Origin of the sequence: Sphingobium sp. (assembly GCF_048594625.1) — a bacterium.
Lineage (GTDB): Bacteria > Pseudomonadota > Alphaproteobacteria > Sphingomonadales > Sphingomonadaceae > Sphingobium.
Genome location: NZ_JBMDWL010000114.1, coordinates 30,405 through 46,337, shown reverse-complemented (window position 1 = coordinate 46,337; position 15,933 = coordinate 30,405). Strand labels below are relative to the sequence as shown.

Below are 15,933 nucleotides of genomic sequence, written 5' to 3'. Positions count from 1 at the left end.
CCGTTCAAGATCGTCAAATATGCCACGGCGGTCACGCGGGAAAAGCTGCGTCAGGCCGACCATCAGGGGCAGATCGCCGCGATCCACAAATCGCAGAGCGTGGTGTCGTTCGACGTGGACGGCACGATTCTGGACGCCAATGACAATTTCCTCGACCTGACCGGCTATCGCCTGTCGCAGGTGCGGGGCCATCATCATTCGATGTTCGTTCCCGGCGACGAACGCGATAGCGAAGCCTATAGGGATTTCTGGCGCGATCTGGCGTCGGGGCAGTATAAGAGCGGAGAATTCAAGCGCATCGGCCATGACGGCCGGGAAATCTGGCTTCAGGCGTCCTACAACCCGATCCTCGACATGAATGGCAGGCCGTTCAAGGTGGTCAAAAATGCCGTCGACGTCACCGAACAGAAACTGCGTCAGGGCGACTATGAGGGGCAGATTGCCGCGATCCACAAGTCGCAGGCGGTCATATCGTTCGACCTGGACGGCATCATTCTGGACGCCAACGACAACTTCCTGTCGCTGATGGGGTATAGCCTGCCCGAAGTCGTCGGCAGGCATCACCAGATGTTCGTGCATCCCGAAATATTGGCCGGGGAGGAGTATCAGCAGTTCTGGGCCGCGCTTCGTGAAGGCCGGTTCATGTCGGCGAAATTCCGCCGCATGGCGCGCAGCGGCGCCGATGTCTGGATTCAGGCATCCTACAACCCCATCTATGACCTGAACGGCAAGCCGTTCAAGATCGTCAAGATCGCGGCCGACATCACCGCCGACGTCATGCTGGCCGCCGATCTTTCGCGGGCGCAGAAGGAAGTGCAGCATGACGCCGCCACCGGATTGCCCAACCGGCTTGGCCTGCGCAGGTTCATGCGCGACGTGCTGGCCGCGACCGATAGCGAACTCGCCTTATTCTATCTCGATCTGGATCATTTCAAACCGATCAACGACACGTTCGGGCATGATGTCGGCGACCTGGTGCTGCGAACGGTCGCGTCGCGGTTGCAGGCCGCCACGGGCGCCGGACAGATTGTCGCGCGTATCGGCGGCGACGAGTTCGTCGTCGCGGCCACCGGCCTGTCGCACGATCGGATCGTGCAACTGGCCGAACATCTGATCCAAACGGTGTCGCAACCGATCCCCTATGGCGACAGGTGGCTGGAAGTCGGCCTGTCCATCGGCATCGCGCTGACCCCGCAGGACACGCTGGAGGAAGACGAGCTGTTCCGCTTCGCCGATGTCGCCCTGTACCGGTCGAAGGGCAGGCAGCGCGGCACATTCACTTTCTATGCCGAAGATACGGAGATGTCGGCGGAAGCAGAACGCCATCTCGCCAATGACATGATGTTTGCGATCAAGGCCCGGCAGTTCGATCTGGCCGGGGCCGTGCGTCGCTCCGACGACGGATCGGCTGCGGTCGAACTGAGCGCATTCTGGAATCACCCGACCCTTGGCCGCATCGGTGCGGAGCGTTTTCTGCGCGTGGCGGAACAGAGCGGCCTTATCGTGCCGCTGGGCGACTGGATGCTGCGTTCGGCCTGCGCCTTTGCCAGGGATTTGCCCGACGTCACGATATGCGTGCCCGTCTACCCCAGGCAGCTGCTGGTCAGCGACCTGCCCGAAACGGTAATGCTTGCATTGCGGGAGAGCGGTCTGGCGCCACATCGGCTGGAACTGCGTCTGGAGCGCGGCACGGCGCGGGTCAATCCGGATGGCCTGCGAAACGACCTGATGAAATTGCGGCGGATCGGAGTCACCATTGTCGTGGACGACGCCATTTTGAACGACGCCATCCTCGCCGCGCCTGCGACATGGTATATGAACCGGGTCATGGCAAATTCCCGGCTGCGCGCATTTGTGCAAAGGCATGCCGCGCCGGTGAGTGACGCGATCAAGCAGGCTGACGCGGCCCATGCCCAAATGGGACATGGGGGCAGGCGCCTGCTCGAAATCGATGCGGATCAGGCGATCCATGGCTTCGTGCTGGAGGATGCGGTCGCATTGGACAGCCTGTTGAAACAGTTCAAACCCCGTTCAATAGAAGCCTGATCGGCATTCCGTCGAAGGAGTAGGCGAACCGACGCACCCCGTCAGACGCAGCAGACGGGACGGTTGGCTGTCCGAACGGCTCAACCATCGCGGCATGAAAGGGGTCGTTATCGGCCGGATATGCTGCGGACGTTTATGCGTACCGGTGGCAATTGCCCGGCCTGAACGGTGATTGCGGCGCTGCCTGCCTGAACCTTGGATTGCAGCACCGCGACGGCGCGGCCGTGGAAGCTGTGGGTGCTGCCCGACGTCAGGCTTTGCGATAGCGCAGGATTGCCGCCAGCAGCGCCTCGGATCGCCCCTGCGCCCGATGCGGTAAAGCGGATCGGCAGATCGTCGCCCTGCGCATAGATGGGGGTGCCGTTCGCATCCACCAGTTGCGCCGTGACATAGATCAGATCTTCGCCATTGGCGCGGAAACCGTCCCGGTCGATCGTGACGCGGACGCTCGCCGGGCGGCCGGCCGTGCGCAATGTCCAGCTGGACAATGGCTTGCCGTTTTCATCCAGGCCGGTGGCGGTCAGGATGCCGGGCGCGTAGGGGAGTTTGAAACGGGCCTTATATTCCGTGGCGATGCCGGTATCGGCGCGGCCCACGACCCGGTCGTTCAGGCGCAGCTCCACCCTGGGATAGGCGGAATAGACGACGACATCCAGCGGCCTGCCTTCCTGTCCCGGCCAGGTCCAGCTGGGGTGGACATCGTCCAGCCGCCAGTCGAGCGGGGCGGGCGGGTCATACATGTCGCGACCGGGCAGATCCTGCGTCCCGGCCGGTTGCTGGACGAAGGCGGCGATGGGATTGCTGCCGGTTTTCCAGACGATCTCGCGATAATAGGCGGCGGGGCGCTTGCGTCCGGTCGCGTCGATCTCCCCCGCATAGGCAAGATGGAAGGGGTAGGGGGCGAGCTTTTTCCAGTCATGGCTGAAACCGGTCCAGCCTATGCCCGATTCGCCCAGATAGTCGAAGGCGGTCCACACGAAGTCGCCGATGACCCACGGCATGGTTTCCACCGCGCGCCAATAGGGAAAGGCTTCCTTCGACAGGGATTCCGACGTGTACATCACGCGGTCCGGAAAATTCCGATGATCCTTTTCGAACAGGTGCGCGCGATAATTATAACCGGCGATGTCGAGTTCAGCGAAATGCCGGGCGACATCGTCGGTCGCGAACGATCCGGTATTTTGCGGACTGTCGATATTGATGCCTTGCGTCACCGGTCGGGTGGGGTCCAGTTCGCGCACGCGGTTGGCCAGCCTGTGCGCGGTGGCGATGCCCTTTGCCGTGCCCTGTTCGGGGATTTCGTTGCCGATGCTCCACGCGATCACGCTGGGGTGGTTGCGCCCGCTGACGACCAGACTGTCGAGATCGGCGTGCCAGTCCGTGGCGAAGAAACGGGCATAATCCTTCTCGCGCTTGGGGTTTTCCCACATGTCGAAGGCTTCGTCGATGACCAGCAGGCCCAGTTCGTCGGCGGCGTCCAGCGTCGCCTGACTGGCCGGGTTATGCGCGCTGCGGATCGCATTATAGCCCGCGTCCTTCATCAGCGCGACCTTGCGCGCGTCCGCATCCGGCCAGCCGGCCGCGCCGATCATATAATTGTCGTGATGGAAATTGCCGCCGCGCAGCTTGATCGGCTGGCCATTGATGCGCAGGCCCTGTTGCGCGTCGATGCTGATGGTGCGGATGCCAAAGCGGGTGGTGCGCCGGTCCGTGACCGATCCGCCGACCCCGACTTCCTGCACCAGCGTGTAGAGATTGGGGCTGTCGGGCGACCAGAGATGCGGCCGTTCGACGGTCAGCGTCTGGGGAATGACGGCCTGACCGGGTTTCAGCGTCTGGCGCTGCTGCGCGGTGGCCACGACCCGGCCAAGTGCGTCGCGGATGGAGGTCGTCAGGACGACCGGGCTGCTTTTGCCGGTGCGATTGACGATGGTGGTGCCGACAGCGACCTGCCCCTTGTCCGCGGTGGCGACCGGGGTGGAAAGGGCGACGCCGTCCGGGTCGATATGCAGCCGGTCCAGAACCTCCAGATGCGCGGGGCGGATGATGCCCGATCCGGCATACCAGCGGGACGAGGGGTCTTCGTGATTGACGCGGATGGCGATGACGTTGCGGCCCGGCTTCAGCTTTCCTGTCAGGTCGATCGCAAAGGCCGAATAGCCATAATGATGCTGCGTCAGATGTTCGCCGTTCAGCCATATGTCGGCGTTCATATAGATGGCTTCGAACCGCAACTGCACGACGCTGCGCAGCATGGCGGCGTCGGCCTGCAATTCCCGGCGATACCAGCCCGTGCCGCCGGACAGATAGCCATAGTCCTGACCCGACTTCGCGGACCGTTCGAAGGGCGGGCTGCCATCGGGCCTGTCCTCTATCGCCCAGTCGTGCGGGACCGCGACCGGACGCCAGGACGCGTCCTGAAAATCGGTCGCCTGCGCGCCATCCGCCGCCCCTTTATGGAACCGCCAGTCCTGCGACAGGCTGATCCGTTCGGCGCGCGCGGGCATGGAGGGAAAGAGCGTCGCCATGGCCGCCACCCCGGTCAAAAGCCTGACTATGTGGTCGATGATGCTCTCTCCCCCCTTATCTTTCGTTTCTGCAGCCCGGACCGGCCGATCAAAGCCCTGACGGACAGGCTGCGGCGCCAAGGCTGGTGGCGACGCCCTTTGCCGCGAACCGACCGGCGCGGCCGTCTTCGGGCGAGCGGACCAGCACCGATGCGATCCCGCCTTCGGCCTGAACCTGCGCCGGGCCGACAATCTGCCATCCGTTGGTCGCGGTAAAGGCGATGCTGTCCGCGCCATTGAATACCGGATGCCCGGCGGCGTCCAGCATATGGGCGCGCAGGAACAGCAGATCCTTCCTGCCCGTCGCGACGCCCGCATCGTCCAGCCTGACGCACAGTTTCGTCGCCTTGCCGGGGGTGGTCACGCTGTGGCTGGCGACCGCCTTGCCGTTCAGATAGGCGACGGCTTCCAGCTTGCCCGGTTCGAACCGGGGCAGATGAAACTGCACCGGTGGGTGGGGCAGACGCTGGCTGATCCGGTCGCGCTGGGGCGCCTGCCGCGCGATCGCCTTGCCATTGAGGCGCAGTTCCACCTCGTCCGCATTGGTGAAGACGCGGACGTCGGTGCTGGAAGAGGGCGTCCATTCGCTGGCGATGCGGACCATCGGGCCGCCATCATAGCCCTTGCCACCTTCGATCGCATCGCGCTGCGACCGGAAGAACCAGTAGGCATATTTGGGCAGGCGATCGATGCTCATGATGCCCGACAGTTCCAGATCGTCGGCATAGCCGCGATTATAGTCGAACATCACCCAATACCCATCGGCAAAGGCCGGGGTCGACCGGTTGTCGTCGTGCGATTCCTGCACATTGGTCGCCTGTTGCAGCAGGCGTGCTTCGCCGCTGCCCAACGCCTGACGCGATGTGCGAGCCTCTTCCTTCAGGTCGCCCCAGTTATTCTGCGCGAACCCGGCATTCTGGGCATAATATTCCCAGTCGCCATATTCCGACACGATATAGGGGCGATCAGGCGTTTCATAATGTTGCAGGCGGTGCTGGCGGGCCTGAACATAGATGTCATAGCCGTCATTCTGCCAACCGGCGGACCAGCTTTGCGGCCCCGGATGTTCCTGATGGATCACATCGTTGAACTGCCGCACCATGTCCTTCGACATTTCGGTTTCGTTGAGCGAACATTCCCATGCCAGCACGCTGGGATGGTTGCGGTCGCGGCGGATCATGTCGCGGCATGTGCGCATGACCTGCGCCTGAAACGCCGGGTCGGGATTATTATACTGCCACGCCGGGATCGCATCCAGCACCAGCAGCCCCAGTTCGTCCGCCGCCGCCATGAAGGCGGGCGATTGCGGATAATGGGACAGCCGGACATAGTCGAACCCGGCTTCCTTGATCCGCTTCGCATCGCGATAGTCGGCCTGCGGCGACAGGGCATAGCCGATATAGGGATATTCCTGATGCCGGTTCACGCCGCGCAGGAACATGCGTTCGCCGTTGATGGAAAAGGCGCCGCCGTCATAGGCGAAGCTGCGCACGCCAATGCGGGTTTCGGTCATGTCGGGCGGATTGCGGCCATCATCGACGGTGGTGACCAGCCGGTAGAGGTGCGGTGCGCGTGGCGACCATAGCTTCGGCCGGTCGATCGACAGTTGCTGATCGTCACGCTGATAGCTGCCCGCCGCGATGGTGACCGTGCTGCTCTGTTCCGCGACCTTGCGGTTGCCATCGAACAGGGTCTGCGTCACCTTTGCCGTTGCCGGAACTGTGCCCGAATTGCGCAGGTCGGCGGCGATCTTCACGCTGGCCTGCGCGGCCGAAACGGACGGATAGGTGACGAACAGGCCGCCGCCCGCCACCTTGTCCGCCAGCATTTCATCGCTGAGGTGCACGGGCGGCTTCACGATCAGGCGGACGCCGCGATACAGCCCGCCATAGGTGTTGAAATCCAGCAGCTTGAGCGGCTTGGGACCCGTGACCGGATTGTCGCGATTGTCGAGCTTCACCCGGATGTCGTTGCTGCCGCCGATCTTGAGATAAGGCGTCAGGTCGACCGTGAAGGGCAGGTAGCCGCCCAGATGGGTCGTCAGATGCTGGCCGTTGATCCACACGTCGGCGACATTCATCGCCGATTCGAAACGCAGCATCACGCTCTGCCCGCGCCAGGATGCAGGCGCGTCGAACGTACGGGCATACCAGGCATCGCCCTGCCACTGATCATTCACCACGCGCGGTTCGATGCGCGTCGTGTGGGGCAGGGACACCGGCTCCGCACGGGCGGGGTCGAAGGCGGTGCCGTCGCGATGGAACAGCCAGCCATCGTCAAAGGGCTGGTCGCTGGCCCGCGCGGCCGACGCGACGGACAGCAGCATCGCCATGGCAGACAGGCCGGTGGCGATGCGCCGTGCGGTCTTGCGGGCCATCGCCATCAGAAGCGCGCCCGTACGCCGAAGCTGACCCGGCGATCGGTGACATAGGTTTCGCGCGGGCGGAACCGTTCGCCGAAATAGGTGATGGTGGGCGTGCGGGTCAGGTTCGCGCCGTCCAGCGTCACCGAAATATGGTCAGTCAGATCATAGTTGACCGACGCATCGAGCACGCCGCCCCCCTTGTTGAAGATCGGGTTCGCGCCCGACCCCGGACCTGCCGTGGTTTCCACGAACGAACCGCGCCAGTTATAGGCGAGACGGGCCGAAAACGGCCCTTTCTCATACAGGCCGATCAGGTTGTAGCTATGCTTTGACAATCCTTCCAGCGGCACGGTCTGGCCCACCAGCGGGCCAGGCGCGGCGCTGTGCACATAGGTGTAGTTCGCCTGGAAACCCAGACCGTCGAAGGGCGCCGGCAGGAAGTCGAGAAACTGGTTCCAGCCCAGTTCGAAGCCGCGAATCTTGCCGCTTTCGCCATTTTGCGGACGACGGATCTGGAAGACCTGACCATCGATCACTTCATCGGCGATCACATTGGTGATGAAGCCATCGACATTCTTCATGAAGCCTGCGGCGTAAAGCAGGCTGTTGTTGGACAGATAATATTCGAGCGACAGGTCGAATTGATCGGCCGTCAGCGGTTGCAGGTTGGGATTGCCCGCAGACCCCGTCAGGAACAGATAGTCGAGCGACAGCGAAGGAGACAGGTTGGAGAAGCTGGGCCGGGTCAGCCCGCGCGATGCCGCCGCGCGCAGCGTCAGCTTGTCGGTGAACTTCACGCGCAGGTTGAAATTAGGCAGCGCGTCCAGATAGGAGCCGCCCACCGACAAGGGCAGATATTCCCCGTTTTCACCAAGCTGGTTGCCGGTCGTGCTGTTCTTCGTTTCGATCACGCGGACACCGGCATTGCCGCTGATTTCCACCGCGCCGATCGAAAAGCCGTAATCGCCCGAAATGTAGAAGGCGGTGGTCTTTTCCGACAGTTCGAACTGGGACATGGGCGAGAGTGCAGGCTCACCCTGCCCCAGCCCGAATGCGTCCCGAACGCTCTGATAATTGCGGATCACGCTCAATGGCGCGGCCGCAAAGCTGCCGGGAAGCCGGGAGCCGCTATATTTGCCCTTGCTGAACAGATCGATGTCCACGATGTTCGATCCGGCCGGGAAATAGTTGCTGGCATAGCTGGTCAGGTCATAAAAGACGTAGACATTGCCGTCCGTCGCCTTTCGGTTCGCGTAGCGCAGGCCCATTTTTACGGACTTCAGGAAATTGCTGTCGATCGCAAATTCCGCGTCGGTCTGAACGGCAAATTCCGACCCGCTGTTGCGGGCGATATATTCGGCCGCATGATCATAGGTATAGTTGGCAAGGTTGGTGAGGTCGATGCCGCCGGGGACGAGCGTGGCGAAGCCGCCCGACAGATCCTGCGTCAGAGTGGGGGCGGTGCCGCGGAACGACAGCTGGCGGAAAGCCGACCGCGTCTTGGCATCGGTGTAGGCGACGTCGGTGCGGGTCTTGATACCGTCATTTTCCCAGCGGACGCCACCGGCCAGCTGCCAGGTTTCCGAACGACGTTCGTCGGTATAGGCGCTGGAATCGATGCGGACATTCTGCCAGGTGCCCGACCGGAAGCTGTTCGTGCCTTCGAAGACCGAGAAATTGCCCAGCGCCTGCATGTCCGCCGGGTTGGATGAATCCCCCAGCAGATAGAGCATGTGGGTGCCCGAATTGATTTCGTAGAGCGAATATAGCCCATCGACATAGAATTCGAGCGAGTCGGTCGGACGCCACTGGATCGCCAGATTGGCGCCATAACGGTCGCGGGTGCCCAATGTATGTTTGATGCCGCCGCCGCCCGGCGCATAGATGGCGTCGGCTTCGTCGCCCAGGGCGCCATTGCCGTTCAGGTCGACAAGGTCGCGGCGCAGGTTGAACGGTTCGACCGCATTATAGTCGGACCGGAAATTGGTCCGCTGATAGGCGCCCGACAGCAGGATGCCAAATTCGCCGATGCCCGTTTCCCAGCGGTTGCTGACCATCGCCGATACCTGAGGCGAGGCCTTGTCCACGAAGTCGTAATAGGTGCCGCGTGCCTGCACGGCGGCTTCGAACCCCTTGAAATCGAGCGGCTTGCGCAGGCGCAGGTTGACGAGGCCGCCAATGCCGCCTTCGATCTGGTTCGCGGTCGGGCTTTTGTAAACGTCGGCGCCGGCCAGCAGTTCGGACGGCACATCTTCGAACGAGAGCGAACGGCCGCCGGAGGTGAAGATGGAGCGGCCGTCGATTTCGGTCCGCACCTGCGTCAGGCCACGGATGGCGATGCCCGACCCTTCACCCTGATTGCGGCTGATCTGCACGCCGGTCACGCGCTGGAGCGCTTCGGCAAGGTTGACGTCGGGCAGCTTGCCGATGTCCTGCGCCACGATCGAATCCACGATCTGGGTCGCTTCGCGCTTGCGGTTCTGGGCGCTGCGCAGGCTGGCGCGGATGCCGGTGACGACGATTTCCTCGGCCACCTGATCGTCCGCTTCAGGATCGGCCTGGGCGACGGGCGCGGCTTGCGGCGCGGGGGCGGCGCCCATCGTCTGCATCGCGATGGGGCGCATATAGCTGTTTTCGATGACGAGCGTGCCCTGGCTGCCGGTACGGGCGGACAGGCCGGTGCCCCTCAGCAGATGGCCAAGCGCCTGTTCGGCCGACATGGTGCCCTGAACCGCGTTGCTGCGCTTGCCAGCCACGACCTGCGGTGAAAAGACCAGTTCACGCCCGGTCTGAAGCCCCAGTTGCGACAGGGCGGTGGACAGATTCTGGGACGGTATGTTGAGACCCCGGCTGACCGATGCCTGTGCCGCCGACTGAACAGGGCACAATGTGGCGGACGCGGCGATCAGCGCCAGCGTCGACAGGCCATGGATGTTTTTCACTAGAGAACCCCTCCCGAAAATTCGATGCGCAGTATTTTACTGCCTCGAACCGGAGGACGCAGGCTTTCTCAAAAGCCTTACATTTTGTCGGACAAAAAAATCGACGATAACATATGCTATTGTTTTACATCGGTTTTTAATTTTATCTCGATCCCCATCTGCGTATCGACAGGCTGGACCGGCAAGATTTCAGCAATATTGTTGACGAACTGTTCGGCCGAACCGGTCCTGAAAATGCCGCTGATGTGCAGCGCCGCGACGCCCGGATCGCGCACCGACAGCTGCTTTTGCGAATAGCGGTTGATCTGGCCGATCGCATCGCCCAGCGCGACGTCCTCGAACGCGATCAGCCCCTTTTGCCAGAGCAGGGCATTGTCGACATCGAACCGTGCGACCACGGGACGCATATGGGCGGCGCTGGTCAGCGACTGGCCAGCGTCGAGCAGGACGGGTTCGGGCCGGCGCCCCCGCGCGCTTTTGCCCGTGTCGATCGCCACGCGCCCTTCGACCAGCATGATCTTCAACCCCGATGGCTGATAACTGATGTCGAATACCGTCCCCAGCGCCTTTACCGCATGGTCGCCAGCCCCCACGACAAAGGGCCAGTCGGGACGCTTGGCGACTTCGAACAGGGCCTGCCCCTTTACCAGCCGCACCGATCGCGTGGTTCGGCTGAATGCGACATCGACCACCGTGTCGGTATCCAGCGTCAGGGTGGAGCCATCCGGCAATGTGGCGTTGAGCCGTTCGCCCCGCTGGGTGGCGTAGCGTTTATGGTCGAAAGTCTGCGTCTGATCCGTCGTGGCGACGGCCGCCGACCGGACGTCATTCTTCATGCCGATCGCCAGCACCGTGGCGGCGATGGCGCACAGGCCCGCGACCGCCGCGGCGATCCGCGCAACCGGGCGGAGGCGGCGAGCGGGACGCGCGCTCAACGCCGCTGCATGCATGGCCCTGAGATGCGGATCGTCCGCTTCATCGAACAAGGCCCAGATCGCACTGGATTTCTGCCACGCCGCCCGATTTTCAGGCGCGGCATCCAGCCAGTCTTCGAACATCCGATGCCGGTCGGCATTCATCATGTCCGATTCCATCGCTGCCCGCCAATAGGCAGCGCCTGCCTGTGGCGAGGATGGCGCGGGGGACGTGAGCGGCACGGCATGTCTCATTGCATATCCAGTCGCTGATACAGAAAGGCCATGGCCTGGCGCATATGTTTTTCCACGCCGCTGACCGACAGGCCGAGGCGGGCGGCAATATCCTGATACCGCAGCCCTTCCAGCCTGCGCAGAATGAACACATGGCGCGTGCGTTCCGGCAGTTCCAGCAGCGCGACGGATGCGTCATGCAGGCGTTTCTGTCCGTCCAATATGCGGTCGGGCGCAAAGTCCGTGCCGCCATGTTCGTCCACATCGAAGGGGTCGTGCAGTTCGGCGGCCCTGACCTTGCGGCGGCGCGCCCGGTCGCGCAGGACGTTGGAAGCGGTTTCGAAAATATAGCCGCTCAGATTATCGATGCTGCCGCCCGATTTGCGTTGCGCGATGCGCACGAACACATCGTGGACGAGATCCTCGACTTCGGAATCGTCGCGCACCTTCTTCTGGAAGAAACGCTGAAGCGCGTTGCGGAACAACGACAATTCTTCCATGTCGCGCAACCTGTCGTCGACCTCTTCGGTCTGGAACGGCGCCTCTCTCAAAACAAAGTCCACTTTTTCGGCGTACCGGGGGCCATGATCATGGGAGCATGATCATGGCATCTATCGACTGCCATTGGCCAATCGCCGAATTTGCGTTCTCGATCAAGGGATGGCCTGCCCGCAAGCAGATGGACGTCCATTTATCAGAGTGGGTGAAAGTCAAAATCCATGCCGTCCCGCATCGAAAGGACAGGCGGATGAAGCGGCTAAAGAGGCCGCGCTGTATGTGTCGCGAAAATTCCCTAGTATATCCGGAAGATCATCAGTGCATGAAACAATGCTTCCCGCGATGAAATGCCCATCTTGCTGTAAATCTGTCTGACGTGGCTTCGTACCGTGTCGACGCTGATGTCGAGATTGTCGGCGCATTTTTCGACGACATGTCCGGACAATAGTTGCTGGACGACCCTGTCTTCTGCAGGGGTCAGCCCGAAATAGGAGCGGTAGCCGGCATATTGCGCTTCATGATCCTGATTTTGCCGCCGCAGTTCGATGCCATACAGGGCATCCTGCTCCACGGCGTCCGGCAACATCCGGGCGACCAGCAGAATGTCGTCATCGCCGGTTTTGACGCCTGCATGCACCAGAATATCTTCATCATGCAGTTTCGACAGTTCGCTGGTCAACGACCCCAATCCGCAACCGGTCAGGAGCATCATCGAGTCCCCCTTGGTCTCGATCCATCTTTTTTCTGTCAAAATGTTTCTGGCGGACCGATTGGCCCAGATGATCATGCAATCTGCGTTAACGATCATGCGCGCGGTTCTGTCGGCATTCAGCCAGCCGAATGCCGCATTATGCACCAATGCCTTGTGGTCCGCCATACATCCCCCACCTCTTATATTCTCCGAACTTATTATTATTTTTCAATGTCCTGAATGGACATCCATCTAGCCGGAGACGGGCGACCGCAAATTAACATTACATTAATATCTTGTTCTCACCAATTTTGGTGATGCGAATCGTTGAGGTTCGATCTTACACATGCGCCATCACGGTGAGCAATGAGCATCTTTGCAACCTGATATAGCCACCTAATTTGCCCGATGGTGCAACTATAGCTGCGCCAATGGCAAATATTCGTGCTTAAAATGATTGTTTGATTGCGGGTCGCTTCGCAGTTTGACGGATTTTTTGACGGGGGGGGTGCTATGAAAAGACATCCATATATTTCGGGATCGATAGTGTCGCTGGCTGCCGCTATGGCATTGCCGCAAACGGCCAGGGCTTCGGATCTCGTCTACACGCCGGTCAATCCTTCCTTTGGTGGCAATCCATTCAATTCGGCGCACCTGCTGGGTGTCGCGAACGCCATCAACAAATATAAGGATCCCACGGCCACGACCAGTTCCGATCCCGCGGCGCAGTTCCTGCGGACGCTGCAAAGCCGTCTGCTGTCCACGCTGGCGTCGCAGATCACCGAAGTCATATTCGGCGAGAATGCGCAGGAAAGCGGCCTCATCAAATTTGGCGATCAGGAAATCAGTTTCGTGCGCGGGATCGATTCCGTCACATTGACGATCAGCGATCTGGCGACGGGTTCGGTCAGCGAAATCGTGGTGCCGCTGTTGCAGGGAGCGGGCTGATGGCGCGCTTTTCATCGCTGGCGCTGGCGTCCATCGTGGCGTTGCTGGCGTCGGGTGGCTGTGCCACCAACAATCCGGCAAGCTGGCAACCGCCCACCATGGCTAAGCCGTCCCCAGTGCAGAACCGGCTGCTAGCCCTGCCCAACAGCGGCAAGCGCATTGCGATCGCCGTCTATGGCTTTACCGACCAGACCGGCCAGTTCAAGCCGACCGACGGCGTGCAGACATTGTCCCGCGCCGTGACGCAGGGGGCCACGTCCATTCTGGTCAAGGCGCTTCAGGATGCGGGAAACCGCCAGTTCTTTCAGGTGATAGAGCGCGAACGGCTGGACAATGTGCTGCGCGAACGCGCGGTCATCCGGGAAATGCGCGCATCCTATCTGGGGGAAAAACAGGTCAATCCTCAGGCCCTGCCGCCGCTGCTGTTCGCAGGGCTGCTGCTGGAAGGCGGTATCATCGGTTTCGATTCCAACGTGAAGACCGGCGGGGCCGGTGCGCGCTTTCTGGGCATCGGCGGCAGCTCGCAATATCGGGAAGATACCGTCACGCTCTATCTGCGGGCGGTCAGCGTGAAAACGGGCGAGGTGCTGACGTCGGTCAATGTGCGCAAATCGATCGCTTCGGTTGCGCTGGGGGCCAACGCGTTCCGTTATGTCGGGTTCAAGGATCTGCTGGAACTGGAAGCGGGCGTCACCTTCAACGAACCGGATCAGCTGGCCGTGCAGCAGGCCGTCGAAAAGGCGGTCTATGCCCTGATAGCGGAGGGGGCGTTGCAGGATCTGTGGTGTTTCGGCACGACCGACGATTATGCCGCAACGCTGGTCCGCGATTATGTCGCCGAACGCGAATCCATCAAGGCGGCTGATGTGAAGCTGCCGATGCGGGCGGATGGCAGTACGATTTCCGGCGCATGCCGGCCGATGACGCGGCCGACGGCGATCGCCCCTGCAACAGGCGGACGCCCGGCCGTGCCACCTACGGCCATGCCGCGCGCGGCCAGCGGTTCGTAAAGGAACATGACATGAGACATTGAAGAATTGGACTGATCCGCCGGCGACAGTGATTGGCGTCAAGACGCCGACGGATCAGATCGGACATGGTTGCGGAACCAGTCCGGAATGCGGATGAATATCCACGCCTCATAATGGCACAGATTGGCGTTGCCGGGCAAGTACCCTGCACGTCGGCATGCACAGCATCATGCCTCATCCGTCTTCCATGCTTTCCGTCGGCTGCCAGGGGCCGGTCCGGCAGCTGCTTCACCCTCCGGCCAAGGCGCGATGCCGACGCTCCGTGTCGGCATCGGGGGCAACAAAGCCCAGTTATGGAGAGTATGGCATGAAGAAGATCCTTTTGACCGCCGTGTCGGTCTTCGCACTCAGCACAGCTGCTCAGGCAAACAACTCCACCAGCAACGTCACGCAAAGCGGCAACGGCCAGAACGCGACCGTGCAGCAGTCCGGATCGATGACCGGTGGCGCATCGGACATCGTGCAGAGCGGTGCGACCAACGTCGCCAATGTGACGCAGGCCGATGACGGCACCGGCAGTACCCCGGTCCAGTCGTCGTCCGTCCTTCAGGCGGGCACCGGCAACCAGGCCGACGTCACCCAGACGATGGAAACATCCTTCAACTACCCGCCGTCGACCGAAAACCGGTCGAGCGTGTCGCAGACCGGCAACAACAACGACGCCACCGTCACCCAGAATGACGATGGCCAGAGCAGCACCATCGACCAGACCAGCAGCAACAACGTCGCGACGGTGACGCAGGGCGTGGCCGCTTCGGGTGACAGCACCTACGAAAACAGCTCCTATGTGTCGCAGGGCGGATCGGGCAGCCATGAAGCCACCGTCAGCCAGACCGGTCGCCTGAACGACAGCGCCGTCGTGCAGACCGGCTTCAACCAGTTTGCCGATGTCGACCAGAGCGGCAATGACAACACCGCCGGCGTCAACCAGAGCGGCAACAACAACCTGTCCTACACCAATCAGGGCGGCAGCGGTAACGCGGCCTACACCACGCAGGGCGGCGTTGACGGCAGCATTTCGACCATCGACCAGATCGGCGACAACAATCTGGCGGTCGTCAGCCAGACTGACGACGGCAATAATCTGAGCGCCCCGCCGCTGAACAATTCCGCCATCACCCAGGGCGGCAACGGCAATCAGGCCTATGTCGATCAGAATGCCCAGACCTTCATCCTCGACAATGTGTCGACGATCAATCAGGGCGGCGACGACAACGTCGCCAGCGTCGCGCAGAAGGATGATGCCCAGACGTCGGGTATCGTTCAGAGCGGCAGCGGCAACAGCGCATCGGTCGCGCAGGGCGTGACCCAGGTCGGCAGCGGCGACACCAGCTGGGGCAACACCAGCTATGTCAACCAGTCGGGCGATGACAATCTCGCACAGGTCGAACAGATCGCACGCAGCGGCTATTCGAACATCGCCCAGGCCGGCGACGGCAATCAGGCCTATGTGTCGCAGACCGCCTTCGACGAAACGTCCGACATCAACCAGAGCGGCGAAGACAATCTGGCGTCGGTCATCCAGTCGGGCGGATCGAACTTCGCCTACACCACCCAGTCGGGCGACGACAACCTGTCGGGCATTCTGCAGAGCGGATCGGGCAATACCGCCACCGTCACGCAGCTGACCGACGGCAACAGCTCCTACGTTACGCAGCTGGGCACCGGCAGCACCGCCACCGTCACCCAGTAAATGC

Annotated in this window: 10 protein-coding genes; 4 read left to right on the top strand and 6 right to left on the bottom strand. The window is 61.8% G+C overall.

Annotated features, from left to right (window positions below):
- Nucleotides 1-2,046, top strand: a 2,046-nt coding sequence (locus tag ACOJSJ_RS14835; RefSeq protein ID WP_420145742.1) for a putative bifunctional diguanylate cyclase/phosphodiesterase, incomplete at its 5' end; no start/stop codon positions are given.
- 107 nt (nt 2,047-2,153) lie between these two features.
- On the opposite strand, the gene ACOJSJ_RS14830 is transcribed toward ACOJSJ_RS14835, so the two are convergent.
- From ACOJSJ_RS14830 to ACOJSJ_RS14805, 6 genes are all read right to left on the bottom strand, one after another.
- Nucleotides 2,154-4,574 carry a glycoside hydrolase family 2 TIM barrel-domain containing protein gene (locus tag ACOJSJ_RS14830; protein WP_420145741.1) on the bottom strand — a complete coding sequence of 807 codons (2,421 nt, stop codon included), beginning with the start codon at nt 4,572-4,574 and terminating at the stop codon, nt 2,154-2,156.
- Nucleotides 4,575-4,662: 88 nt separating this feature from the next.
- Nucleotides 4,663-6,996 carry a glycoside hydrolase family 2 TIM barrel-domain containing protein gene (locus ACOJSJ_RS14825; protein WP_420145740.1) on the bottom strand — a complete coding sequence of 778 codons (2,334 nt, stop codon included), beginning with the start codon at nt 6,994-6,996 and terminating at the stop codon, nt 4,663-4,665.
- The gene (locus ACOJSJ_RS14820) at nt 6,996-9,920 is read right to left on the bottom strand and encodes a TonB-dependent receptor (protein ID WP_420145739.1); all 2,925 of its coding nucleotides are present in this window, start codon (nt 9,918-9,920) and stop codon (nt 6,996-6,998) included. The genes ACOJSJ_RS14825 and ACOJSJ_RS14820 overlap by 1 nt, the downstream gene beginning before the upstream one ends.
- Nucleotides 9,921-10,036: 116 nt before the next feature.
- A complete protein-coding gene (locus tag ACOJSJ_RS14815) occupies nt 10,037-11,077 on the bottom strand; it encodes a FecR family protein (RefSeq protein WP_420145738.1) in 1,041 nt (346 codons plus the stop codon).
- Between the two features lie 8 nt (nt 11,078-11,085).
- Nucleotides 11,086-11,631, bottom strand: coding sequence for an RNA polymerase sigma factor (locus tag ACOJSJ_RS14810; protein WP_420145737.1), 546 nt, complete (start codon nt 11,629-11,631; stop codon nt 11,086-11,088).
- A gap of 230 nt (nt 11,632-11,861) precedes the next feature.
- On the bottom strand, nt 11,862-12,422 hold the full coding sequence (locus tag ACOJSJ_RS14805) for a helix-turn-helix transcriptional regulator (RefSeq protein ID WP_420145746.1): 561 nt from the start codon (nt 12,420-12,422) through the stop codon (nt 11,862-11,864).
- 348 nt (nt 12,423-12,770) lie between these two features.
- Here ACOJSJ_RS14805 and ACOJSJ_RS14800 point away from each other — a divergent pair, with 348 nt between their 5' ends.
- The 3 genes from ACOJSJ_RS14800 (at nt 12,771) to ACOJSJ_RS14790 (ending at nt 15,929) form a co-directional block, all read left to right on the top strand.
- Nucleotides 12,771-13,205, top strand: coding sequence for a curli assembly protein CsgF (locus ACOJSJ_RS14800; RefSeq protein WP_420145736.1), 435 nt, complete (start codon nt 12,771-12,773; stop codon nt 13,203-13,205).
- On the top strand, nt 13,205-14,215 hold the full coding sequence (locus tag ACOJSJ_RS14795; RefSeq protein WP_420145735.1) for a CsgG/HfaB family protein: 1,011 nt from the start codon (nt 13,205-13,207) through the stop codon (nt 14,213-14,215). Before ACOJSJ_RS14800 ends, ACOJSJ_RS14795 begins: the two co-directional genes overlap by 1 nt.
- A gap of 328 nt (nt 14,216-14,543) precedes the next feature.
- Nucleotides 14,544-15,929, top strand: a complete 1,386-nt coding sequence (locus ACOJSJ_RS14790; protein ID WP_420145734.1) for a hypothetical protein — start codon at nt 14,544-14,546, stop codon at nt 15,927-15,929.
- The last annotated feature ends 4 nt before the right edge of the window (nt 15,930-15,933 follow it).

Coding starts and splice junctions, on each gene's coding strand:
- ACOJSJ_RS14795 (WP_420145735.1), top strand. CDS start 13,205: ATGGCGCGCTTTTCATCGCTGGCGCTGGCGTCCATCGTGGCGTTGCTG.
- ACOJSJ_RS14825 (WP_420145740.1), bottom strand. CDS start 6,996: ATGGCGATGGCCCGCAAGACCGCACGGCGCATCGCCACCGGCCTGTCT.
- ACOJSJ_RS14790 (WP_420145734.1), top strand. CDS start 14,544: ATGAAGAAGATCCTTTTGACCGCCGTGTCGGTCTTCGCACTCAGCACA.
- ACOJSJ_RS14800 (WP_420145736.1), top strand. CDS start 12,771: ATGAAAAGACATCCATATATTTCGGGATCGATAGTGTCGCTGGCTGCC.
- ACOJSJ_RS14830 (WP_420145741.1), bottom strand. CDS start 4,574: ATGGCGACGCTCTTTCCCTCCATGCCCGCGCGCGCCGAACGGATCAGC.